The organism is Streptococcus sp. SS-4456 (assembly GCF_036680365.1).
Taxonomy (GTDB): Bacteria; Bacillota; Bacilli; order Lactobacillales; family Streptococcaceae; genus Streptococcus.
In genome coordinates this window covers 62,094-87,737 of the sequence record NZ_JAVIHI010000005.1, presented here as the reverse complement: position 1 = coordinate 87,737, position 25,644 = coordinate 62,094, and the positions used below count along the sequence as shown (strand labels likewise).

The window sequence follows — 25,644 nt, the reverse complement described above, 5'->3', positions numbered from 1 at the left end:
AACCTCACAAGTCCTTTTTATTATATTATACTCCTAAATACGAAGAAAAGCCCTTAGAAAATAAATTCTAAGGACTTTGTCTTCAGTCTGAGACTACACCTCAGTAGTTTCTTTTTTTGTTGATTTTTGTTACCGATAACATTTAAGAAAACGTTTGCAAAGAGTGGGTACGATTGTATATACTTATACTATAAAAATCAATTTATGTGGAGGAGCCTATGAAAAAGAAATCCATTCGTGAGATGAAATCAAGTGGCATGTTTGAGAAAAAACAATTTTTTAGCATTCGTAAATTTAATATCGGAGTTGCATCCGTCGGTATTGCGACAGCTTTTTTGATGTCTGGGACAGGTCATGTGGTCCATGCTGAAGAGGTGATGGCGACTACTGTTACAAGTGTTTCAGAGCAACCGGTTGAAACAGACAGGACTGGTGCTACTACACATCCTACTGGGGTATCTGAAACAGTTGAGGCTCCAGCAGTCACTGAGCTTGTTGAAACAACAACAGATACTGTAACAGCGAATCCACTGGCAACTACTGAAACACCTGTGGAAGAAAGAGCAGCCGTAGCAGATACGACAACTGCAACTGAAGCACCCATTGAAGAAGGCAGCATTCGTCTGCACTTTGAAAATGTAGATGAAACAGCACCAGAAAGCCAAGGTTTGTGGACTTGGGGAGGAGTGGCAGAGCCGTCCGATGGGAATCAATGGCCAACGGATACAGCGAACTTTTCAAGCAGTCAGGTAGATGACTACGGCCACTACGTTGATATTAAAAAATCTGAGACACCAGGAACGATTGGCTATCTGGTTCTCAAGAATGGGGAAAAAATAACAGAATCGGACCAAAAAGTGGAGCTTCTTGTTCCGGAACAAAATGAAGCTTGGGTTGCGAGCGATTATAGCGTGTCTAGCTATGAGCCTCTCAAAGATGAAAATGTCCTCCGTATCAACTACACCCGTGAAGATAACAATTATGAGGGTTGGGGCGTTTGGACTTGGGGCGATACGACTGAAGCGAGTGATGGCTGGCCAACAGGTGCCGTTGACTTTAAACTTGGCAAATACGGAGCCTATGTTGACATTCCCCTCTCGAATGGATTAGATTCCAAGCTTGGATTTCTTTTGCTCAACCAAGATAACCCAGACCTAGCAGGTAATAAATCGATTGATTTAGCCTTTGCAGATCGTAAACGGCATAGCCAAATTTTCCTTCGAAACGGTGACGACAAAGTTTACACAAATCCATATTTTATCGAAGAGAAAGTAGAATTAGATACAAGTAAAGCTACTCCGGGTACAAAAAATGTGACCCTTGAGGCTAGTAGCAAAGCACCATTCAACTACAATGAAAGCGGCTTGGTATCTGTAACTGTCACCAACCCTGAAAATGCTGAGATTGTCAAAATGGAAGTCGATACAAGTGCCATCGGTGGAGGCCTTGTGCCAATCTCTACTGAGCTCAATCGTGTGACCATTAAAGCGACGTCTAGCACAGCGCCAGGTACATATAGTCTTCCTGTAAAGGTCTATGACAAGGACAACGGTTACTATGAAACAAAATTGGATGTGACCATTACAGAGCGTATCAAGGCAGATGGTGAAAAAGACTGGGACGAGCAAGTTATCTACTTCATGATGACAGACCGTTTCTACAATGGGGACACCAGCAATGACAAGCTAGTGGAAGGAATAGCCTCCAACCCACGCGGTCTTTACCAAGGCGGTGACTTCAAAGGAGTGACAGCCAAGCTGGATTACTTGAAAGAACTGGGTGTGGACTCTATCTGGTTGACTCCGATTGTTGAAAATATTCCACAGAATGTTGGTAGCGCAACAGATGGAGAGTACTATGCTTACCATGGTTATTGGGCATCCAATTTTGAGAAACTAAATCCGCATTTGGGAAGTTTAGCTGATTTCCACGAATTGATTGATGCCGCGGCGGAAAAAGGTATAAACATTGTTGTTGACGTGGTGCTCAACCATGCTGGCTATGGTACAGAAGAAACCTTTGCAGGTATGGTACGGACTAAGGAAGAAGACAAGCAGGGAGACGACCAATTAGGCTCATTATCTGGATTACCTGACTTCAAGACAGAAGAAGCAGCTGTTCGCAATCAGTTGGTTGCTTGGCAGGCATCTTGGTTGGAACGCTCAACAACTGCCAAGGGCAATTCAATCTATGGCTTCCGTGTCGATACCGTCAAACACGTTGATGATACCACATGGCAACATTTCAAAAATGAATTGGTGGATAGAGATCCTGACTTCCACTTGATTGGGGAAACTTGGGGAGCGAATTATAAGGATACCAAGGGTGACTTGGGTATCGGTACTATGGACAGCTTATTGGACTTTGGCTTCAAGGATATTGCCAAATATCTGGTCAATGGCCAACTAAAAGCAGCTGGGAAAGAGCTGGAAGAACGTAGCAAGGTTCTGACTAGTGCAGCTTCTCTGGGTCAATTCTTGGGCAGTCACGACGAAGATGGTTTCCTCTACAGTCTCGGTGGCGCAGAAAAAGAAGGAAATCTGGACAAACTGAAATTGGCTGCTAGTCTTTTGATTACTGCTAAAGGTCAGCCAGTCATTTACTACGGTGAAGAAGTGGGGCAATCTGGGCAAAACAACTGGCCAGTTTATGACAACCGGTACGATTTCGATTGGAGTAAGGTAGAGACAAGTGACATAGAGGACCATTACCAAAAATTGTTGGCTTTCCGTAATGCCAATTCAACATTACTCTCACGCGGTGATACAAGCACCCTTGCTGGAAATGATAGCCAAGGTTGGCTTATCAGCAAACGCAGTTACCAAGATCAAGCTGCCTATCTTGTCTTCTCAACCAATACCGAGAGCAAGGAAATGGCGCTTGAAGTATCTGGTAAGGATGTGGTTGTCACAGATGCCTACACAGGAAAAACGTATCAAGCTATCGAGAAAGACGGTAAATGGGTTGTTCAAGTCGAACTTCCAACAATCGGTCAAGGTGGCACCATGCTCCTTCAGACAGAAGCAGGTGACATTGTCAATGCAAGTGTGCAAGGAGCAACTGAAGAACCAATTGAAGCAGGCTACTTACGTGTTCACTTTAAAACTCTACCATCTGATAATTTATCTAGTCTAGGTCTATGGACATGGGATGATGTCGAAAAACCATCGTCAGATGTTGGTGCTTGGCCAACGGGTGCAACCAATTTCAGTACCGCTAAACAGGATGACTATGGTTATTATCTGGACATCAAGATGAAAGACGAAACAGCTAGCAAGATTAGTTTGTTGATTAATAACACTTCTGGTGAGAACATCACAGGTGATAAGATCATTGAACGGATTAGCACCAAGATGAATGAAGCTTGGTTTGATGAAAACTACCAACTCAGCCTCTATCAACCACTCAAAGAAGGCTATATCCGTATCAATTACTTCCGTACCGACGGCAATTATGACCAAAAAGGTCTCTGGATCTGGGGTGATGTGACTGATGTTACCTTGGGTGACTGGCCAAATGGTATTGATTTTGAAAACCAAGGCAAGTACGGCGCCTATATCGATGTCAAATTGACAGATTTACCAAGTTCCATTGGCTTCTTGCTATTGGATGAAAGCAAGTCAGGAGACGATGTGAAGATACAGCAGAAAGATTATAGCTTTACAGATTTGAAAAATCAGACACAAATCTTCCTCAAGGATGATGATACGACTATTTACACCAACCCTTATTTTGTCAATAATGTCCGTGTGACAGGTGTTTCCCACGTTAGCCTAACAGCCTTAGAGGCAGCCTTTACAACATTGGAAGGTGCGGATAAGGATAGCATCTTGGAGAAATTGTCTGTAACAGATAAGAATGGTCAGACAGTTGCTGTGACGGACCTTGTCTTGGACCTTACTAGCAACAAGGTGCGAGTCCTCGGGGATTTCAACCAAGAAAATGCGGGCTATACCCTCAAATATGGCAATGATAGCTTCACAACAACTATGAGCTGGCAGTTGAAGGATGAGCTTTATGCTTATGATGGGGAGCTTGGTGCGCGTGTGCGTCAGGCTGGTAGTGTCGTTGATATGACTCTCTGGTCTCCAAGTGCAGACAGTGTGGCAGTTGTTCTTTATGATAAGGATGATCAGTCTAAAGTGGTCGGTACATTAGCCATGACCAAGGGCGATAAAGGACAATGGGATCTTGAATTGAATGGTCAATCAGGTCTTGGTATCACAGATTATCGTGGTTACTATTACCATTATGAAATCACTCGTGGGGGTCAATCTGTTCTTGTTTTAGACCCATATGCTAAATCTTTAGCGGAGTGGAATAGTGATTTGGCCGATACAGATCCATCTTATCGGATTGCCAAGGCTGCGATTGTGGATCCATCAGAAGTTGGTCCAAGCGATTTGGATTATGCTACTATTCCTAATTTCAATCAGCGTGAAGATGCTATTATCTATGAGGCTCATGTCCGTGACTTCACATCCGATCCTGCTATTTCTGATGAATTGACAGCTCAGTTTGGCACCTTTGCGGCCTTTGCAGAGCGTCTCAGCTACCTCAAGGAATTGGGCGTGACTCATATTCAATTATTGCCTGTTATGAGCTACTATTATGTCAATGAATTGAAAAATGCAGAGCGGATGAGCGAGTACGCATCAAGCAACAGTAACTACAACTGGGGTTATGATCCACAGAACTACTTTGCCTTTACAGGTATGTATTCTACAGATCCGACAGATCCAATGAAACGCATCGAGGAATTCAAAAACCTGGTCAATGAAATCCACAAACAAGGCATGGGTGTGATTTTGGATGTGGTGTATAACCACACTTCTAAGACTTTCTTATTTGAAGATTTAGAGCCAAACTATTATCACTTCATGGAGGCAGATGGTACGGCTAAATCAAGCTTTGGTGGTGGTCGTCTGGGAACCACTCACTACATGAGTCGCCGTGTCCTCGTTGATTCTATCAAGTATCTTGTGGACGAGTTTAAGGTAGATGGTTTCCGCTTCGATATGATGGGTGACCATGATGCCGAAGCGATTGAGCTGGCCTTTACCGAGGCACAAAAACTCAATCCAAACATCATTATGCTTGGTGAAGGTTGGAGAACCTTTACAGGCGATGCCAATCAGCCTGTTCAGCCGGCGGACCAAGACTGGATGAGTTCAACAGATACGGTTGCAGTATTCTCAGATGACATTCGCAATACACTTAAATCTGGTTATCCAAACGAAGGCCAGCCAGCCTTTATCACAGGTGGTGCTAAGAGTGTAGAATCTGTCTTCAATAACATCAAGGCACAACCAGGCAACTTCTTGGCAGATGATCCAGGCGATGTGATCCAGTATATTGCTGCGCATGATAACTTGACCCTCTTTGATATTATCGCTCAGTCCATCAAGAAGGATCCGTCAGTCGCTGAAAACTATACTGAAATTCACCAACGTCAACGCTTGGGTAATTTGCTAGTCTTGACTGCTCAAGGGACACCGTTTATCCATTCTGGTCAGGAGTATGGACGGACCAAACAGTTCCTTCACCCTGATTATCAGTACCCTGTAGCAGAAGATCAAGTGCCGAACAAAGCTCATTTGTTGACCAATGCAGATGGTACGCCATTTGACTATCCATACTACATTCATGATTCTTATGATTCATCTGATGCGGTCAACAAGTTTGACTGGACCAAAGCGACAGATGAGGCGCTCTATCCAGAGAATACCCGTACTCAGGCCTTTACAAAAGGATTGATTGCCTTGCGCAAATCTACAGATGCCTTCCGTTTGGGAACAAAAGACCAAGTCGATCAAATGGTTAGCTTGATTTCAATTCCAGGTCAAAATGGTATTGCTACAAACGATGTGGTTATTGCCTATCAGACCATTGCAAGCAACGGTGATCGCTATGCTGTCTTTGTCAATGCTGACAGTAAGGAACGTAGTTTTGTTCTTTCAGATAGTTACAAAGATTTACTGCAGGGTCAAGTACTGGTTGATGGTGAACGTGCAGGTGTAGAAGCATTGTCTGATTTAGTGGGTGTCGAATTGACTGATAGCGCAGTTGTTCTTGCACCTTTGACTGCAACAGTGATTCGTTTGCCTTACATCACTACGGCAGTTCCAGATACAGCCCCTACTGCTGAAGAAAAACCAACCCTAGACTTTACTACGGAAGAACGTACAGAAGAATCTGTCCTTCCAATTGCAGAGGAAGTTCGCTATGATACAACTCTTGCAAAAGGTCAATCTTATATGCTTCAAGAAGGTAAGGCAGGCAAGAAAGTCTTGGTTTATCAAGATGTCTTGGTTGATGGTAAGGTAGTAGCAACAAATCTGTTATCTGAAACAGTAGTAGATGGTGAGGCACGGATTGTTGTTAAGGGTGGTATGGAGGCTAAGGATGTGGTAGAAAAACCAAGCCTTTCTACTCCAACAGCTCAAGCGTCTGAACAAACCACACGTGCATCAAACAAAGAAAGCCTACCAGCGACAGGTGACCGTCAAAATGATTTGGCGCTTCTAGGTCTCGGACTTGCTGGACTTGGTTTGACAGTTGCTGCACAAGGAAGAAATAAAAAATCAGAAGAATAGTATGCTTTCCTCCCAAGAGGTTAGGAACCCTATGGTTCTTGACCTCTTTTTTATTTTGTGGGCAGAAACCAAATCGTCTTTAAAATTTTCCGGTTTATAAGTAATCATTAGAAAAATGGACAAATAGTCCAAGAGTGAACACAAGCCTGTGTTTTATTTGGTCTTTTTGTTTACGCTTTCAAGATTTATAATAAAACCATAAAAATCATTTCAAAAGGAGAATGAAAAATGGATTTTCTTCAAACCCCATTAAACTGGTTCTCGCAAAACATCTTGCAGAATCCAGCCTTCTTCGTAGGTCTTTTGGTATTGGTGGGCTACGCCCTCTTAAAGAAAAAGCCTCATGATGTCTTTGCAGGATTTATCAAAGCAACGGTCGGCTACATGATTTTGAACGTAGCTGCTGGTGGTTTGGTAACAACCTTCCGTCCAATCTTGGCAGCCTTGAACCACAAGTTCCAAATTGATGCGGCAGTTATCGACCCTTACTTCGGTCTTGCAGCAGCAAACGGTAAAATCGCTGAAGAGTTTCCTGATTTTGTATCAGCAGCTACAACAGCCCTCTTGATTGGTTTTGGTGTCAACATCCTCTTGGTTGCGCTTCGTAAGGTTACAAAAGTTCGTACTCTGTTCATCACTGGACATATCATGGTACAACAAGCGGCAACAATCTCATTGATGGTGCTCTTCCTTATCCCAGAACTTCGTAACCAATTCGGTACAGCAGCTATCGGTATCATCTGTGGTATTTACTGGGCAGTCAGCTCAAACATGACTGTTGAAGCAACTCAACGCTTGACAGGTGGCGGTGGATTTGCCATCGGTCACCAACAACAATTCGCAATCTGGTTTGTAGATAAGATTGCTCCAAAACTTGGTAAAAAAGAAGAAAACTTGGACAACTTGAAGTTGCCTAGCTTCCTCAACATCTTCCACGATACAGTAGTTGCATCTGCAACCTTGATGTTGGTCTTCTTCGGTGTCATCTTGTTCATCTTGGGTCCAGAAATCATGGCAAACCCAGAAGTAATCACTTCAGGCACACCATACAACCCAGCTAAACAAGCCTTCTTCATGTACGTTGTACAAACAGCCTTCACTTTCTCAGTATATCTCTTCATCTTGATGCAGGGTGTACGTATGTTCGTAGCAGAATTGACAAATGCCTTCCAAGGTATCTCAAGCAAACTGCTTCCAGGTTCATTCCCAGCGGTGGACGTTGCAGCTTCTTATGGCTTCGGTTCATCTAATGCAGTTCTTTCAGGTTTTGCCTTCGGTTTGGTTGGTCAATTGATCACTATCGTTCTCTTGATTATCTTCAAGAGCCCAATCCTTATCATCACTGGTTTCGTACCTGTATTCTTTGATAACGCAGCTATCGCAGTTTACGCTGACAAGCGTGGTGGTTGGAAAGCGGCAGCAATCCTTTCCTTCCTCTCAGGTGTCCTTCAAGTAGCCCTTGGTGCAGTCTGCGTCGGCTTGCTTGAATTGAGCGGTGGTTACCACGGAAACATCGACTTCGAAATCCCATGGTTGCCATTCGGTTATGCCTTCAAATACCTCGGTGTTGCTGGTTATGTTCTTGTCTGCCTCTTCTTGTTGGCTATCCCACAACTTCAATTTGCAAAAGCAAAAGATAAGGAAGCTTACTATCGCGGTGAGGCGCAAGCGGACTAACACTCTTCGAAAATCAAAAGGATACGTCGTCAAGAGCCTTGGTGAACTCTACGAAAGACACTTACTATTGTAAGTAGGATTTCCAACCTTCAACAGTCTACTAGACTGTTGAAGCTACCTCGGCTGCGTTTCCTAGTCTGCTTCTGATTTTCATTGAGTGCCTGTTCTTCAGTAAGACGAGAGATATTCGAAAATCAACAGAACAAAACTTCGTTTATTACTTGGTTCATTAACAAAAACAACAAAATATATTTTATAAAAAACAAGGAGAAAATAAGATGGTTAAAGTATTAACTGCTTGTGGTAATGGCATGGGTTCATCCATGGTTATCAAGATGAAGGTTGAAAATGCTCTTCGTCAACTTGGTGTAACAGATTTCCAATCTGCTTCTTGCTCAGTAGGTGAAGCAAAAGGTTTGGCAGCAGGCTATGACATTGTTGTTGCTTCAAATCACTTGATCGCTGAATTGGAAGGTCGTACAAATGGTCATTTGGTTGGTCTTGACAACCTCATGGACGATAACGAAATCAAGACTAAACTTAGTCAGGTATTGTAATGGAAAAAGGGGGCGGGATTTCTTCTCATCCCCTTTCACATAGAAAGGAGAACATCATGAATTTACAGAAAGCATTTATTGAAAACAATTCTATCCGCTTGGGTTTGACAGCAGAAACCTGGCAGGAAGCTGTTCACTTGGCAGTTGAACCTTTGATTGAAAGCGGTGCTGCAACAGAAGAATACTACGATGCCATCATCGCTTCAACCGAGGAATACGGTCCCTACTATGTGCTCATGCCAGGTATGGCTATGCCACATGCCCAGGCTGGTGTCGGTGTTTTGAAAGATTCCTTTGCCTTGATTACCTTGACAAAACCAGTAGCCTTTTCAGATGGTAAAGAGGTTTCTGTCCTCTTGACCTTGGCTGCGACAGATCCAAAGATTCACACATCAGTAGCTATTCCACAGATTATTGCCCTCTTTGAATTGGAAAATTCCATTGAGCGTCTGGTAGCCTGTCAGACACCAGAAGAAGTATTGGCAATGGTTGAAGAGTCTAAAAACAGCCCTTACTTAGAGGGTTTAGACTTGGAAAGCTAATTTGACGGTTAGAAATTGACGTAGACAAAAATGAAAGGAATTGAAGGGGAATAGAAAGCTTTATCGGCCGTCTATTCACTCTTGGTAATAGTATTATGACAAAACATATCCCAAATTTACAGGTTGCATTGGATCACTCAGATTTGCAGGGAGCGATTAAGGCTGCTGTCTCTGTTGGTCATGAAGTTGACGTGATTGAAGCAGGTACGGTTTGCTTGCTCCAAGTTGGTAGCGAATTGGTGGAAGTTCTTCGTAGCCTCTTCCCGGACAAGATCATCGTTGCGGATACCAAGTGTGCGGACGCAGGTGGTACAGTTGCTAAAAACAATGCTGTTCGTGGTGCGGACTGGATGACCTGTATCTGTTCTGCAACCATTCCAACCATGGAAGCTGCTTTGAAGGCTATCAAGGAAGTGCGTGGCGACAAGGGTGAAATCCAAATCGAGCTTTACGGTGACTGGACTTATGAACAGGCTCAGCTTTGGTTGGATGCAGGTATTTCTCAAGCTATTTATCACCAATCTCGTGACGCCCTTCTTGCTGGCGAAACCTGGGGTGAAAAAGACCTCAATAAAGTGAAAAAATTGGTTGACATGGGCTTCCGCGTTTCTGTAACAGGTGGTCTTGATGTGGCTACCCTCAAACTCTTCGAGGGTGTAGATGTCTTTACCTTTATCGCAGGTCGCGGTATTACAGAAGCAGCAGATCCAGCAGCTGCAGCGCGTGAATTCAAAGACGAAATCCGTCGTATCTGGGGGTAAGACCTATGGCACGACCAATCGGAATATATGAAAAGGCAACGCCCAAACACTTTACATGGAAAGAGCGTTTGGAGTTTGCCAAAGAATTAGGTTTCGACTTTGTGGAAATGTCGGTGGATGAGAGCGATGCTCGCTTGGCTCGTTTGGAATGGACCAAGGAAGAGCGTTTAGACTTGGTCAAAGCAATTTATGAAACAGGTGTCCGTATTCCGACCATTTGCTTCTCTGGTCACCGTCGTTATCCGCTTGGTTCCAATGATCCTGCTCTTGAAGCTAAGTCTTTAGAAACCATGAAACAGTGTATCGAACTGGCTCAGGACTTGGGTGTCCGTGTCATCCAGTTGGCTGGTTACGACGTTTACTATGAAGAAAAGTCGCCTGAAACTAGAGAACGTTTCATCAAGAATCTCCGCAAGGCTTGCGACTGGGCAGAACAGGCTCAGGTTATGTTGGCCATCGAGATTATGGATGATCCATTTATCAACTCTATTGAAAAATATCTAGCAGTTGAGAAGGAAATCGACTCACCATATCTCTTTGTTTATCCAGATACTGGAAACGTGTCCGCTTGGCACAATGACATTTATAGCGAATTTTTCCTGGGCCATCGCTCTATTGCAGCCCTTCACTTGAAAGATACCTATGCGGTAACCGAAAACTCCAAAGGTCAATTCCGTGATGTCCCATTCGGTCAGGGCTGTGTGGACTGGGATAATATGTTTGCAGTCTTGAAAAAGACCAACTACCAAGGTCCATTCTTGATTGAAATGTGGTCAGAGAATTGTGAAACGGTTGAGGAAACACGTGCAGCCATTAAAGAAGCACAGGCTTTCCTCTATCCATTGATTGAGAAAGCGGGGTTGAACTAATGCCAAAAGATTTACAGGAAATGCGCCAACGAGTCTATGAAGCCAACATCGCTCTACCTGCCCACGGTCTTGTCAAATTCACCTGGGGTAACGTATCAGAAGTCTGCCGTGAACTTGGTCGCATTGTTATCAAGCCTTCTGGTGTGGATTATGAAAAATTGTCACCAGAAAACATGGTGGTGACTGACTTGGATGGAAATGTGGTAGAAGGTGACCTCAACCCATCTTCTGATTTGGCGACCCACGTTGCCCTCTATAAGGCTTGGCCAAATGTCCATGCTGTTGTGCATACACATTCGACAGAGGCAGTTGGTTGGGCTCAGGCTGGTCGCGACATTCCATTTTATGGAACAACGCACGCAGACTATTTCTACGGTCCAGTACCATGTGCCCGTTCTTTGACGGCCGAAGAAGTGAATACTGCCTATGAAAAAGAAACAGGCTCAGTCATCATTGAGGAATTTGAGCGTCGTGGTATTGACCCAGTTGCAGTACCAGGGATTGTTGTCCGCAATCACGGTCCGTTCACTTGGGGCAAGGATCCTGCCCAGGCAGTGTACCATAGTGTTGTCCTAGAAGAAGTGGCTCGGATGAACCGCTACACAGAACAAATCAATCCACGGGTGGAACCAGCACCAAGCTACATCATGGATAAGCACTATCTCCGTAAGCACGGTCCAAATGCCTACTACGGACAAAAAGGTGATGAACACTAAGCTTTGTTTCTAGCCAAGAACGATTAGAAGAATGAGAAAAGAGCTCTCCTCATTCTTCTTTTTTTGAAAGGAGAGGACATGAGAAAGTTTTTACAAGATAGTCTGACAGAGGTTGCCTACTATCTGGAGTTGATTTTATCAGCCATTTTAGGATTAGCCCTCCTAGCATTGTCAGGTTTGTTGTTGGCGGATTTAGTTGGTTCACTGACGGGTGGTATTCAAGCGGATAACTTTATCCAGAGTTTTTTAAGCAAGGCTATGACTTTGGCAGTCGGGGTCGAATTCATCAAAATGCTCTGCAAACAATCCCCTAGTACTGTCATCGAGGTGCTCTTGGTTGCTATTGCCCGTCAATTGATTGTGGAACATGGTTCCAGTATGGATTACCTGATTGGCATTGTGTCGGTTGCCATCTTATTTGCAGTGAGAAAATACCTCTTTACCCAGTTTGATGATTCCAACAACATCATCATGCGGGCCAGCCAGAAGGTCAGGGTTGCCAATATCATTGCCAGGGTTAAAATTCCTAGCGAAGGCAGTGAAACCCTACGTGAATTTGTGACCCGTAAACTCAATGAAGAGGAGAAAACCATTGCCATCGGAGCCTGTGTCTATCTGAAGAATGTGGCTCTACGGATTGACAATATGCATGGAGATTTGATTACACGGGTGGAGATTATTAAGAGTATCTACTAAGCTTTTTGGATGGGGTCGGCAATTTTGAATGAAAATGCACGAATACGTTCAGTTTTTATAATTATTAGGAATTGGTGCATAAATGTGTTAAGATAGAGAAAGAGAGGAGGGAAAAACGGTGTTACTAGATAAAAGCAGTTGTGCCTTATTACGGCATTTGATTGGTATCCAAGAGCCAGAAACCGTTATGGCTATTTCCAAGGAATTGCAACAATCGCGTAGAAAAATCTACTACCACTTGGAAAAAATCAATGCTTCTTTGCCAAAAGGTATTGAAGCTCTGGAAAGTCTGCCTCGGATAGGCATTCGCTTGTCCGAAGAGCAAAAGCAAGCCTGTCGCCAACTCTTAGATTCCATTGATTCCTATAGCTATATTATGAATATGGATGAACGTATTCAATTGATGATGGTCTACATTTGTATTACACCTGAACGGGTAACCATTGAAAAGCTTATGGAACTGACAGAGGTTTCTCGTAACACAGTCTTGAATGACCTCAATGAAATTCGATCGCAACTGACACAGGAGCAATATAAGATGACCCTCTATGTGTCCAAGAGCCAAGGCTATAGCTTAGTTTGCCATCCCCTGAACAAAATCCAGTATGTTCATTCTCTACTTTATAGCATTTTTTCAGATGCTAACAAGGGCTTTCTCCAAGTCCTTGAAGAGAAATTATCGGATCTAGTCGAGTACCAAGTTCTCTTCTCAGAAGGAATGGTTCGGTTCTGGCAGGGTCAGGTTGCAGGTCTGGAGAAAAAACTAGGGAAGAAGATCAATCGCTATGAGATTGAGTTTATGCTTAAGGTTCTCCCCTTTCTCTTACTCAGCTATCGCAATATGGAGTTGGATGAGTTGGAAGAACGCGCCATTCTCAAGGAATTTGAACAGGTTCGTGAACGGATTGAGTATCTAGTTGCCCAAGATCTGAAAGAGGCGCTTTGGTCTAGTTTTGATTTGGAGCTAGATGATATTGAGGTTTCCTTGATTGCTATCTTGCTTCTATCCTACCGGAAAGATAGCGATATTCATGTGACTAGTCAGGATTTTGCCGAATTAAAACGAGTGGTTGACCGGTTTATTCATCATTTTGAAGTGCATTCTTCCTTTGAATTGGAAAATCCAGAGGAGCTAGCTAGACATCTCTTGGCTCACTGTAAGGCCCTACTCTTCAGAAAGACCTATGGGATTTTATCAAAAAATCCAATGGTCAAGCAAATCCAGGAAAAATATAGCACCCTGTTTGCTGTTACCCAGATTTCCGGCAAGATATTAGAGGAGGAATGGGAGATTGAGCTGACAGATGAGGACATTGCCTATCTGACCATTCATCTAGGAGGGGCCATTCGCCGAAGTGGAACCCGCAAGGTACAGAGCCAGAACATCTATCTAATCTGTGATGAGGGAGTTTCTATTCAACGTTTACTCTATAGACAATGCCAGCACCATCTGTCTGACAAGAAAATTGGAGCAGTCTTTACTACGGAGCAATTTAAAAGTGTTGAAGATTTGTTGGAAGTAGATTTCTTAATTACAACTAGTGAGGGGTTGGAAACGGCTTTTCCACTGGTACGGGTCCATCCAATCTTGGATTTCGATGATGTACTCAATCTCACCCACTTTGCCAAATACCGTAGCCTGTCTGATGAGAAACAGGGATTTGCAGTAGAGTTAGATAAGCTCTTGGCTGGCTATTTATCAGATGGCAAGACAGTCCAAGAACTCAAAGGCAGACTGCAAAAGCTCATCAGTAGTGAACTGCTGTCAAATGTATCTAGTCGCGATATTGAAACAGATTTGTACTGACTTTGGCTTGCCTAAGCCTTAAAGTCCAAATGTGAACACAAGCCTGTGTTTTATTTGGTCTTTTTTTTGTGACCTTTTGCGCATATACTAGAAACATAGAAATACAATCAGCCTTATAGGAGGAATGAAAAATGGCTAAAGTTCAAGATATTACAAGAGAATCATGGATTCTTTCAACTTTCCCAGAGTGGGGAACTTGGCTTAATGAAGAAATTGAAGAAGAAGTAGTGCCTGAAGGCAACTTTGCTATGTGGTGGCTAGGCAACTGTGGTGTTTGGATTAAGACACCTGGCGGAGCTAACGTGGTTATGGACCTGTGGTCATCTCGCGGTAAGTCTACTAAAAAAGTAAAAGACATGGTTTGGGGTCACCAAATGGCTAATATGGCAGGTGTTCGTAAATTGCAACCAAACTTGCGTGTACAACCAATGGTTATCGATCCATTTGCCATCAATGAATTGGACTACTACCTGGTATCACACGTCCACAGCGACCACATGGACATCAGCACAGCCGCTGCCATCATCAACAATCCAAAGTTGAACCATGTCAAATTTGTCGGTCCAGTTGAAAGTGGCGACATCTGGGAAAAATGGGGTGTTCCAGCTGACCGTATCATCCGTATCGCACCAGGCGATAGCTTTGAGTTTAAAGACATCAAGGTCCACGCTGTAGAATCTTTCGACCGTACTTGCTTGGTGACACTTCCGATCGAAGGTTATGACGAAAATGGTGGTAAATTAGCAGGACTTCCTGTGACAGATGAACTCATGGCTCGCAAGGCAGTCAACTATGTCTTTGAAACGCCTGGCGGAACCATCTACCACGGTGCAGACTCCCACTTCTCAAACTACTTTGCAAAACACGGTCGCGACTTCAACATCGACGTTGCTATCAACAACTACGGTGACAACCCAATCGGTATCCAAGACAAGATGACCTCAATCGACCTCCTCCGTATGGCAGAAAATTTGCGTGCTAAGGTAATCATCCCTGTTCACTATGACATCTGGTCTAACTTCATGGCGTCAACAGATGAAATCTTGCAACTATGGAAAATGCGTAAGGAACGCTTGCAATACGATTTCCATCCATTCATCTGGGAAGTTGGTGGCAAGTATACTTATCCGATGGACAAGGACTGTATCGAATATCACCACCCACGTGGCTTTGACGATTGCTTCTTGGAAGATTCAAACATTCAATTCAAGGCTTTGCTATAAGAAGACAAGAGGGGCGGGACGAAAGTCCTGCCTTTTGAAACTGACAAGCGAAAACGCTTTATGGTATAATGAAACCATGACTTTTTAAAAGGAGAAAAACATGTCACAACTTTCAGTAAACGCAATTCGTTTTCTTGGTATCGACGCCATTGAAAAATCAAAATCAGGTCACCCAGGTGTTGTTATGGGTGCAGCTCCAATGGGCTACAGCCTTTTTACTAAAGAACTTCGTATCAACCCCGCTCAGCCAAACTGGGTGAACCGTGACCGCTTCATCTTATCAGCAGGTCATGGGTCAATGCTCCTCTACGGACTTCTTCATTTGTCAGGATTTGAAGATGTCACTATGGATGAAATCAAGAACTTCCGTCAATGGGGTTCAAAAACACCAGGTCACCCAGAATTTGGTCACACAGCAGGTGTAGATGCAACAACAGGTCCTCTTGGACAAGGTATCTCAACTGCGACGGGTTTTGCGCAAGCAGAGCGTTTCCTTGCAGCTAAGTACAACCGCGATGGTTTCCCAATCTTTGACCACTATACTTACGTAATCTGTGGTGATGGCGACTTGATGGAGGGTGTTTCTGCAGAAGCAGCTTCTTATGCAGGTCTTCAAAAATTAGAAAAACTCATCGTTCTTTATGATTCAAACGATATCAACTTAGATGGTGAAACAAAAGATTCCTTCACAGAAGATGTGCGTGCTCGCTACAATGCCTATGGCTGGCACACAGATATCGTAACAGACGGTACAGATGTGGATGCAATCTTTGCTGCTATTGAAAAAGCTAAGGCAGCAGGTAAGCCATCTCTTATCGAAATCAAGACTGTTATCGGTCACGGTTCCCCAAACAAACAAGGTACAAATGGCGTTCACGGAGCACCTCTTGGTCCAGAAGAAACAGAAGCAACTCGTAAGGCGCTTGATTGGAACTATGGTCCATTTGAAATTCCAGCTGAAGTCTATGCGGACTTCAAAGCTAATGTAGCTGATCGCGGTGCCGCAGCCTACGATGCTTGGGTGAAATTAGTTGAAGACTACAAAGTAGCACATCCAGAATTAGCAGCTGAAGTAACAGCTATCTTGGAAGGTCGTGATGTAGTTGAAATCAAGCCAGAAGACTTCCCAGTTTACGAAAATGGCTTCTCACAAGCAACTCGTAACTCATCACAAGACGCCCTTAACGCAGCAGCTAAGGTCTTGCCTACTTTCCTCGGTGGTTCAGCTGACTTGGCTCACTCAAACATGACCTACATCAAGGAAGATGGGTTGCAGGATGCAGCAAACCCACTCAACCGCAATATCCAGTTCGGTGTGCGTGAATTTGCCATGGGAACTATCTTGAATGGTATGGCAGCCCACGGCGGACTTCGTGTCTATGGTGGTACCTTCTTCGTCTTCTCAGACTATGTAAAAGCAGCAGTTCGTTTGTCAGCCCTTCAAGGACTTCCTGTGACTTACGTCTTCACCCACGACTCGATCGCAGTAGGTGAAGATGGACCAACTCACGAGCCGATCGAGCACTTGGCAGGACTTCGTGCTATGCCAAACCTCAACGTTTTCCGCCCAGCAGATGCGCGTGAAACACAGGCAGCTTGGTACTTGTCATTGACTAGCAAGTCTACACCATCAGCCCTTGTTCTCACTCGTCAAAACTTGACAGTTGAAGAAGGAACAGACTTTGACAAGGTTGCAAAAGGGGCTTATGTTGTCTATGAAGCAGCAGGCTTTGATACAATCCTTCTTGCATCTGGTTCAGAAGTGAACTTGGCTGTTAAAGCTGCCAAAGAACTAGAAGCAGCAGGCACTAAGGTTCGTGTGGTTTCTGTACCATCAACTGAACTCTTCGATGCACAAGATGCTGCCTACAAGGAAGAAATCCTACCAAATGCCATCCGTCGTCGTTTGGCTATCGAAATGGGTGCAACTCAAAGCTGGTACAAGTATGTCGGCCTTGACGGTAAAGTTCTTGGTATCGACACCTTCGGTGCATCAGCTCCAGCCCAAACAGTTATTGACAACTACGGCTTCACAGTTGAAAATGTTGTGAAATTAGTTGGCGAATTGTAATAGAAACTGTACAGACAGCCCTTCGGGGCTGTTTTTTATTATGAATATAGAAATTCCGTTATTTTTGTGTTAATAAATAAACAAAACAAACATAGTAAGTAGAGAACAATGATTTTTCTGAAACTAGTAGCATCATTAGTGCCTCTTACTAGAAAGAAGTCACAGTGTGAATCAATCAGGCTAAATAAATTTAAAAATATATTGGCATACAAAGTTCGTAGTGATATAACGATAAATGTAAATATCACTATAACTCTCCCATACCTTCATCGTAAGAGGAGGTTTTTTGTCTGTACATTTATCAGTTTTTTGAGCGAGTTACAGTTGCATACTATCTTCAAAGCTTGAATAAGGAAAGTATAGATGATGTAGACCATTTTCTGATATAATAAGTATATGGAATATACGCAAGAAGAAAAAGAATATTTTATGGCAGAGGCCCTTATTGAGGCACGGAAATCACTGGAAAAAGACGAGATTCCAATTGGCTGCGTCATCGTTAAGGATAGACAGATTATTGGTCGCGGACACAATGCCCGTGAAGAGCTCAATCAGGCCATTATGCATGCGGAAGTTATGGCTATTCAGGAAGCTAATAAATCAGAAGGCAACTGGCGTTTGTTGGATACGACCCTCTTTGTGACCATTGAGCCCTGTGTTATGTGTAGCGGAGCAATCGGACTTGCCCGGATCCCTCGAGTGATTTTTGGTGGAAAAAATCAAAAATTTGGAGCTGCAGGTAGCCTATACGACATTTTAACAGATGAGCGCTTGAATCATCGAGTTATAGTTGAGTCTGGCATTTTGGAGGAAACCTGTATCGAAATGATGCAGGAATTTTTCAGGAAACGAAGAAAACAAAAGAAAATCAATATAATAACCACATAATTCTTGTGATTTGAGAAATGAACTTGTATAATAGTAGTGTGAGTGGTGAGCGCTTACAAAAAAATATAAAACTGGAAGGAGTTTTATTATGAAAAAGACAGTCGTTTCTCTTGCGGCGGTTGCTTTTCTAGGAAGCTTGGTAGTTCCTGTTACAGCTCTAGAGCCGGGTACTACAGTAGATCCTAACAACCATTCTAAGATTGAGGCTCCAACTGCAGAGCCGCTTCCAACTTTAAATATTGAAGCATTCTTAGAAGATGGAACTGTTGAGATTACCCAAGTTCCTTCGGAAGCACCAACAGCTCCAGTTCAAACATCTGATTTGATCTACTCTGTCAAAACAGATGAAGAAACTGGAGAGCAGTACATTGTAGCAGTTCCTGCTACTGCACCAACAAAAGAGTCTCTCAACCTCAAAGGTGGAATTGACGAAAATGGTGATGGTTATGTTTATGGTATTACTACAGATGTCGAAGTACCAACACCAGTTGAAGAACCAACCGTACCAAGCTCACCAGAAGTAAAGACTCTGCCAAGTACAAGTCCAGTACAATAAGACTTGATTGGCCAATAAAGTTGCCTTTTACGGCAACTTTATTTTTTCTAGGAGGTTGCTAATGAATAGAAGTGAAAAGCATAAGAGAAAGAATCCTCGAATATTACAAATTTTGTTAGGGATACTTGTCATTGTTGCAATGGGGATTCTTGGGAGGACAGTCAGCCACTTCTTGTGGGATCGTGGGACTGAGCAAGTAACTGTTCAGACAACTAGTCAGTCAACTAGTTCCTCTAGTCAAGAAGTTGTAGTACCTAGTTATCAGGTTAGTCCTGAGGAAAAGGCAGCAATGCAGGCACTATTTACAGAGTTGAAGGGTATAAACCCAGATACTGTAGCCTATATTTATGCACCAGGAACACCCTTGGACGAGCCAGTAGTACAAACGACGGATAATGAAACCTACCTTGACAAGACATTTGAAGGGGGATACCAGCCTTATTTTGGGACCGTTTTTATGGATACTGAAAGTAAAAATGATTTTAGTGATCCCCTGACTTGGATGTTTGGACATGTCCGTGGTCCGTTGGTAGACGATGAAAGAATTTTTCAAACTGTGACCTACTATGAAAACCAGGCTTATTTTGACCAACATCCATTCTTCGTCGTTCAGACTCCAGAAAGAATTCTCTATTATCAAGCTGCTTTTACAATTGTTATCCCTGAAACTACTCACTATTACAAACATGATTTTGCAGATGGGAAAGAGTTCGTTAATCTATTAGCTCTGGCTAGTCAAGAAGCAGTCGCTAAAAATCCAAATTTACCAATCTTATCAACTGATCACTATCTAGTCTTGGCAACTTGTCGTGCTGAAGATTTAACGACAAGGGCGGTATTATTCTTAAGACAGATTCCAGATTCAGAGCTAGAGGGTTTCCTTGAGCAACACGGTTCGAGTTTGACCTATGTGCCGACTCGCTAGACCTATAGAATAAATTTGCTATTTTATAAAAAAGTGTTATAATAATAAACGGAGCAACATTCGTGCGTGAAGCGGGTCAGGGGAGGAATCCAGCAGCCCTAAGCGAAGTCGGGTGTGTGCTCTTTTTGCATATAGTCTAAAAACCCTTTGAAATCATGCTTTCAGAGGGTTTTCTTTGTCTGATTTTTAGAAATAGGGGCAACTGACTTAGCAAGTATTTTTCTATCCGTCTGGGGACTGATTTTTGGAATTTTCTATTGATTTATAGGGAAAAAGGAGTAAAATAGATTTCCTCTTAAGAAAACTTTTTGTTAGCTCTGCTATTCTACAGAGGAAAAGGAGGATAGCCTATGTTTATATTTGCTTTTCCAGGTCTGGGGAAAACGACACTTGCCAAGCAATCTTCACAAATTGTAGATTTAGAAATGTCGGATATCAAATATGATAATTCTAGTGTTCGTCATTTGAATAAAGAAGAAAGAAAATCAACTCCACGTCCGATTAAAGATAAGAATTATAAAAACATCTACGTTGAAAAAGCCTATACCTTGCATGAGGAGGGGAAGACTGTCCTTGTCGCGATGAATTTTCTAGTAAGGATGCTGTTGGTTATGCTTGTACGTGGTGCTGTCCCGTTTCACATTTACATTCCTCATCCATTTTTAAAAGAAGAATACAGACAACGCTATATTCAGAGAGGGAATAATAGCAAGTTTATTTTTGAAGTGATGACAATCTGGTATGTGAGCCTGGTCCCACTATATTTATTGTCAAAAATATTGCCAAATATGATAACAGTGACACAGTCGGGTCAAGTCTTAGCAGACTATGAAATTCCTTATCACGACCCTGTGTTTGTGAAAAATAAACAAGTTACGCAAACCATTTCATGAAAATAAATGAAAATTGATAAATCCCTTGAAAAAAACATGATAAAGCGTTATCATATTATGGTACATAAATGGAGGAATGACATGACACATATTACATTTGATTATTCAAAAGTCTTGGGCCAATTCGTTGGAGCTCAAGAAGTAGATTATATGCAACCACAAGTTACCCTAGCTGACCAAATGCTCCGTCAAGGAACAGGTCCTGGTAACGATTTTATCGGCTGGTTGGATTTGCCAGAAAACTACGACAAAGAAGAATTTGCTCGTATCAAGGAAGCTGCCGCTAAAATCCAAAATGAAAGTGAAGTTTTGGTAGTTATCGGTATCGGTGGTTCTTACCTTGGTGCTAAAGCTGCTATTGATTTCTTAAGCAATGCCTTTGTAAACTTGCAAACTCGTGAAGAACGCAAAGCTCCACAAATCCTTTACGCTGGAAACTCTATCTCATCAAGCTACCTTGCTGACTTGGTAGACTACGTGGCAGATAAGGACTTCTCAGTAAACGTGATTTCAAAATCAGGTACAACAACTGAGCCTGCAATTGCTTTCCGCGTCTTCAAAGAATTGCTTGTCAAGAAATACGGTCAAGAAGAAGCTAACAAGCGTATCTATGCGACAACCGACAAGGCAAAAGGTGCAGTTAAGGTTGAAGCGGACGCAAATGGTTGGGAAACCTTTGTAGTTCCAGATGATGTTGGCGGTCGTTTCTCAGTCTTGACTGCAGTTGGTCTTTTGCCAATCGCGGCAGCTGGTGCAGACATTGATGCCCTTATGGAAGGTGCAAACGCAGCTCGTACGACTTACACTTCAGATAAAATTGCTGAGAATGAAGCATACCAATATGCTGCAGTGCGTAACATCCTTTACAGAAAAGGTTATGTAACAGAAATCTTGGCAAACTACGAGCCATCACTTCAATACTTCAGCGAGTGGTGGAAACAATTGGCGGGCGAGTCAGAAGGTAAGGACCAAAAAGGTATCAACCCAACATCTGCTAACTTCTCAACAGACTTGCACTCTCTTGGACAATTCATACAAGAAGGAAACCGCAATATCTTTGAGACAGTGGTTCGTGTTGACAAACCAAGAAAAAATATCCTCATTCCTGACATGGCAGAAGACCTTGACGGTCTTGGCTACTTGCAAGGTAAGGATGTTGACTTTGTAAACAAAAAAGCAACGGATGGCGTATTGCTTGCCCACACAGATGGTGGCGTACCAAACATGTTTGTCACTCTTCCGCAACAAGATGAGTTCACACTTGGTTACACCTTCTACTTCTTCGAGTTGGCAATTGCGATCTCTGGTTACCTCAATGCCATCAACCCATTTGACCAACCAGGTGTAGAAGCCTACAAGAAAAACATGTTCGCTCTTCTTGGCAAACCAGGATTTGAAGAACTTGGTGCAGAATTGAACGCACGTTTGTAATAGAATGAAACTGACCGGAAACGGCCAGTTTTTCTTTCCTTTGAATTTATGGTAGAATATTCTCTATGAAAAAAGAATTTTTTGTAGTAGGAGATGTTCATGGTAAGTTTGAACTCCTGCTTGATATTTTAAAGAAATGGAACGAGAAGCGACAACAGTTGATTTTTTTGGGCGATTTGATTGATCGCGGGGAAAATTCCAAAGCTTGTTTGGAGTTGGTCCGACAGTTGGTCTGTGAAAAAGGTGCGATCTGTCTAACTGGTAACCATGAACGGATGTTTCTGGCCTGGTTACGTGATCCGGTTGACCGCTATGACCACTATCGGAGAAATGGTGGCGATACGACGATTAACTCCCTTCTGGGGCGCCCCTTGGATGCTCCTGTAGATGGCTTAATAGATGCAAATGCAGTGATGGAACAATATGAGGACCTGATTGATTTTGTCAAATCTTGTCCTTATCATATAGAGACTGAACGCTATATCTTTGTCCATGCTGGTGTGGACTTGACTTTACCGGACTGGCGCGAAACCAGCAATCATGATAAAGTCTGGCTTAGAACTCCTTTCCATGAGGCCGAAAATACCACAGGGAAGATGATTGTCTTTGGGCATACCCCTGTGTACAACCTTTATCAGACCAATCTCCGTATTAGTCAAATTTGGACCAGTTCAGATGGGAAAATGGGGATTGATGGTGGAGCTGTTTACGGCGGAGTTCTACACGGGATTGTGCTGGATGACACAGGTTTAGTGCAAGATTACATCGTTGGAGCTGTCAATCCCAGAAAAGTAATTGAAGATTAAATAATGATTGAAAATTAGGAGGTAAAACTTCTAATTTTTTTATTTTACTACTTGACAACTTATATATATATATATAATGGTTATATAAATAATTTTGGAGGATTATATGGCAAAGAAAATCAGAGATGAACATGGTAATGTTTATGTGCAAAAGAAACCGTTCTATAAACGAGTTTGGTTTATTATCCTGGTAGGCTTGTTTGTGTTGGGTGGACTAGGCAGGCTAGCGGGTTCGGACAAGGAATCGACAGACACAAGCAGCAGTTCAGTCCTTGAAAGTAGCCAATCTTCCACTGCTAGTAGCACGGAGGTAAGTACGACGGAAGCTAGTAGTTCAGGTGAAACAGCTCCAGTAGCCGACTTTGTTCCAGCAGACTCTACCGATGCGACTATAGAAAGTATAGCGACCTACAATGATTATTTGGAAATGTACGAGTTCATTGTCAACGAATACGTTACCAACTATGAAAACATGGTCAGTCAGTATGGACTAGGGGATGATGCGACCTATCAAGCGATGAGAGATAGTGTTACACAGTCAGTAGATGAGCAGAAAGCACAATATGGTCCACTAGGTAATGTTCCCATTGTTGGAAAAGACGGTATTGTTCAGTTCCTAAAGGAATACCGAGACAGCTTGCAGCAACAAATCAATGATATGTCTGCAGCCCTAGGTGGTTAAGAAGGATAAGGCAGAAATAGTTAGTGCTATTTCTGTTTTTCTTTGCTAGAAAAATCTGAAAATTCTGTTATAATAAGTAAATACCAAAGAAAATGGAGAAAATACTATGACTGCACAAAAAATGACTGCACAAGAAATCATTGCTTTTATCGGCAATGCTGTGAAAAAGACGACTGTTAAAGTGACCTTTGAAGGTGAATTGGCAGGAGCTGTTCCTGCTGAGGTGACAAAACTTGGCAATGTCCTCTTCGGTGATTGGAAGGACGTTGAGCCACTCTTGGCGAACCTGACTGAAAATGTGGACTATGTGGTGGAGCAAGACGGCCGCAATTCAGCTGTGCCTTTGCTTGACAAGCGTAATATCAATGCCCGTATCGAGCCAGGTGCCATTATTCGTGACCAAGTGACCATCGGCGATAATGCTGTTATCATGATGGGAGCGGTGATCAACATCGGTGCGGAAATCGGTCCAGGTACCATGATTGATATGGGTGCGATTTTGGGCGGACGGGCTACCGTTGGTAAAAACAGCCACATCGGTGCAGGGGCGGTCCTTGCGGGTGTCATCGAGCCAGCGTCTGCCGAGCCAGTTCGTGTTGGTGACAATGTCTTGGTCGGTGCCAATGCTGTTGTCATTGAGGGTGTGCAAATCGGTAGCGGTTCTGTTGTGGCCGCAGGTGCTATTGTGACTCAAGATGTTCCTGAAAACGTAGTGGTGGCAGGTGTGCCAGCCCGTATCATCAAGGAAATCGATGCTCAAACCCAACAAAAAACAGCCTTGGAAGAGGCTTTACGGACACTTTAAGAGGTAGCTATGCTAGATTTAATTGCGACACGCCGGGCCCTCCACCAGATTCCAGAGCTGGGCATGGAGGAGTTCAAGACTCACGCCTTTCTTATGGAAACCATTGAAGGTTTACTTCAAAATTGTACTTTTGCCCAAGTCCGCACTTGGCAGACAGGGATTCTGGTTTATCTGACGGGCTCTGCTCCAGAGAAAACGATTGGCTGGCGGGCGGATATTGACGGTCTGCCGATCGTGGAAGAAACGGGCCTGGACTTCAAGTCCCTCCATCCAGATCGTATGCACGCCTGTGGACATGATTTCCACATGACCATTGCCTTAGGGCTTTTGGAGAAAATGGCAGAGCAGCAACCGAGAAACAATCTTCTCTTCCTCTTTCAGCCTGCGGAGGAAAATCTAGGTGGAGCCATGCTTATGTATGAAGATGGAGTATTCCAGGATTGGTTACCAGACGAATTTTATGGTCTCCATGTCCGACCTGACCTCAAGGTCGGTCAAATGGCCACCAACCGTGCGACCCTCTTTGCTGGGACCTGTGAAGTAGAGATACGGTTTACAGGAAAAGGTGGCCACGCAGCATTTCCCCATACCGCAAATGACGCCTTGGTGGCAGCCAGCTACTTTGTGACTCAGGTGCAGACCGTAGTTAGTCGAAATGTTGATCCAATTGAAGGTGGTGTAGTGACTTTTGGAGCCTTACATGCAGGTGTGACAAGTAATATTATTTCTGAAACAGCCCATTTAAGTGGAACTATTAGAGCTTTGACGCAAGAAATGAGTTTACTCATGCAGGAGCGTGTGCGTGCGATTGCTCAAGGGGTTGCAGCAAGTTTTAATATGGAAGTTGACATAGAACTTAATCAAGGTGCTTGGTTGCCTGTAGAAAATAATCCAGAACTAGCTGAAGAGTTGATAACCTATTTTGAACAGGTTGACGGTGTGGACATGATTGAATGTCCGCCTGCTATGACGGGTGAGGACTTTGGCTATTTACTACAAAAGGTACCAGGTGTTATGTTCTGGCTGGGTGTGGATACGCCTTATCCCCTTCACAATCCTCGCCTCAGTCCCAAAGAGGAAGTGCTTCCCTTTGCTGTGGATAAGTTGAGCGATTTTTTGAAAATGAAAGCAAATTAGACTGGG

At 43.3% G+C, this 25,644-nt stretch carries 20 protein-coding genes and 1 other RNA gene; all 21 read left to right on the top strand.

Going from position 1 to position 25,644, the window contains the following annotated elements; genetic code table 11:
- Nucleotides 1-218: 218 nt before the first annotated feature.
- The 21 genes from RFK25_RS02735 to RFK25_RS02635 all read left to right on the top strand — a co-directional run bounded on the left by RFK25_RS02735 (nt 219) and on the right by RFK25_RS02635 (nt 25,638).
- Nucleotides 219-6,596 (top strand): pullulanase, encoded by a 6,378-nt coding sequence (locus RFK25_RS02735; protein ID WP_332411326.1) that lies wholly within the window; start codon nt 219-221, stop codon nt 6,594-6,596.
- Between the two features lie 228 nt (nt 6,597-6,824).
- Nucleotides 6,825-8,273, top strand: a complete 1,449-nt coding sequence (locus RFK25_RS02730) for a PTS sugar transporter subunit IIC (RefSeq protein ID WP_332411324.1) — start codon at nt 6,825-6,827, stop codon at nt 8,271-8,273.
- 278 nt (nt 8,274-8,551) lie between these two features.
- Nucleotides 8,552-8,830 (top strand): PTS sugar transporter subunit IIB, encoded by a 279-nt coding sequence (locus RFK25_RS02725; RefSeq protein ID WP_029179495.1) that lies wholly within the window; start codon nt 8,552-8,554, stop codon nt 8,828-8,830.
- Nucleotides 8,831-8,886: 56 nt separating this feature from the next.
- The gene (locus tag RFK25_RS02720) at nt 8,887-9,372 is read left to right on the top strand and encodes a PTS sugar transporter subunit IIA (protein ID WP_332411323.1); all 486 of its coding nucleotides are present in this window, start codon (nt 8,887-8,889) and stop codon (nt 9,370-9,372) included.
- Nucleotides 9,373-9,467: 95 nt separating this feature from the next.
- Complete coding sequence (locus RFK25_RS02715) at nt 9,468-10,133, top strand: 3-keto-L-gulonate-6-phosphate decarboxylase UlaD (protein WP_332411321.1); 666 nt, start codon at nt 9,468-9,470, stop codon at nt 10,131-10,133.
- A gap of 5 nt (nt 10,134-10,138) precedes the next feature.
- The gene (locus RFK25_RS02710) at nt 10,139-11,002 is read left to right on the top strand and encodes an L-ribulose-5-phosphate 3-epimerase (RefSeq protein WP_332411320.1); all 864 of its coding nucleotides are present in this window, start codon (nt 10,139-10,141) and stop codon (nt 11,000-11,002) included.
- On the top strand, nt 11,002-11,718 hold the full coding sequence (locus RFK25_RS02705; protein ID WP_024386066.1) for an L-ribulose-5-phosphate 4-epimerase: 717 nt from the start codon (nt 11,002-11,004) through the stop codon (nt 11,716-11,718). Before RFK25_RS02710 ends, RFK25_RS02705 begins: the two co-directional genes overlap by 1 nt.
- A 78-nt stretch (nt 11,719-11,796) precedes the next feature.
- The gene (locus RFK25_RS02700) at nt 11,797-12,414 is read left to right on the top strand and encodes a hypothetical protein (RefSeq protein ID WP_248049268.1); all 618 of its coding nucleotides are present in this window, start codon (nt 11,797-11,799) and stop codon (nt 12,412-12,414) included.
- Between the two features lie 118 nt (nt 12,415-12,532).
- Nucleotides 12,533-14,221, top strand: a complete 1,689-nt coding sequence (locus tag RFK25_RS02695) for a BglG family transcription antiterminator (RefSeq protein WP_332411318.1) — start codon at nt 12,533-12,535, stop codon at nt 14,219-14,221.
- A gap of 131 nt (nt 14,222-14,352) precedes the next feature.
- The gene (ulaG, locus tag RFK25_RS02690) at nt 14,353-15,444 is read left to right on the top strand and encodes an L-ascorbate 6-phosphate lactonase (RefSeq protein ID WP_332411317.1); all 1,092 of its coding nucleotides are present in this window, start codon (nt 14,353-14,355) and stop codon (nt 15,442-15,444) included.
- Between the two features lie 100 nt (nt 15,445-15,544).
- On the top strand, nt 15,545-17,515 hold the full coding sequence (tkt, locus tag RFK25_RS02685; RefSeq protein ID WP_332411316.1) for a transketolase: 1,971 nt from the start codon (nt 15,545-15,547) through the stop codon (nt 17,513-17,515).
- A 396-nt stretch (nt 17,516-17,911) separates the two neighbouring features.
- On the top strand, nt 17,912-18,403 hold the full coding sequence (gene tadA / locus RFK25_RS02680; protein ID WP_332411315.1) for a tRNA adenosine(34) deaminase TadA: 492 nt from the start codon (nt 17,912-17,914) through the stop codon (nt 18,401-18,403).
- An 88-nt stretch (nt 18,404-18,491) separates the two neighbouring features.
- Nucleotides 18,492-18,959 (top strand): hypothetical protein, encoded by a 468-nt coding sequence (locus RFK25_RS02675; protein WP_332411314.1) that lies wholly within the window; start codon nt 18,492-18,494, stop codon nt 18,957-18,959.
- Nucleotides 18,960-19,020: 61 nt separating this feature from the next.
- Nucleotides 19,021-19,884, top strand: coding sequence for a class B sortase, LPKTxAVK-specific (srtB, locus tag RFK25_RS02670; protein ID WP_332411312.1), 864 nt, complete (start codon nt 19,021-19,023; stop codon nt 19,882-19,884).
- Nucleotides 19,885-19,927: 43 nt separating this feature from the next.
- Nucleotides 19,928-20,017: signal recognition particle sRNA small type (gene ffs, locus RFK25_RS02665), an RNA gene on the top strand.
- Nucleotides 20,018-20,234: 217 nt separating this feature from the next.
- The gene (locus RFK25_RS02660) at nt 20,235-20,777 is read left to right on the top strand and encodes a hypothetical protein (protein ID WP_332411310.1); all 543 of its coding nucleotides are present in this window, start codon (nt 20,235-20,237) and stop codon (nt 20,775-20,777) included.
- 81 nt (nt 20,778-20,858) lie between these two features.
- On the top strand, nt 20,859-22,208 hold the full coding sequence (locus RFK25_RS02655; protein ID WP_332411309.1) for a glucose-6-phosphate isomerase: 1,350 nt from the start codon (nt 20,859-20,861) through the stop codon (nt 22,206-22,208).
- Between the two features lie 65 nt (nt 22,209-22,273).
- Entirely contained in the window at nt 22,274-23,014 is a 741-nt protein-coding gene (locus tag RFK25_RS02650) for a metallophosphoesterase family protein (RefSeq protein ID WP_332411308.1), read from the top strand.
- 106 nt (nt 23,015-23,120) lie between these two features.
- Nucleotides 23,121-23,696, top strand: a complete 576-nt coding sequence (locus RFK25_RS02645; RefSeq protein WP_332411307.1) for a hypothetical protein — start codon at nt 23,121-23,123, stop codon at nt 23,694-23,696.
- Nucleotides 23,697-23,802: 106 nt separating this feature from the next.
- Nucleotides 23,803-24,501 carry a 2,3,4,5-tetrahydropyridine-2,6-dicarboxylate N-acetyltransferase gene (dapD, locus tag RFK25_RS02640; RefSeq protein WP_012028552.1) on the top strand — a complete coding sequence of 233 codons (699 nt, stop codon included), beginning with the start codon at nt 23,803-23,805 and terminating at the stop codon, nt 24,499-24,501.
- A 9-nt stretch (nt 24,502-24,510) separates the two neighbouring features.
- Entirely contained in the window at nt 24,511-25,638 is a 1,128-nt protein-coding gene (locus RFK25_RS02635; RefSeq protein WP_332411306.1) for an N-acetyldiaminopimelate deacetylase, read from the top strand.
- Nucleotides 25,639-25,644 lie beyond the last annotated feature (6 nt).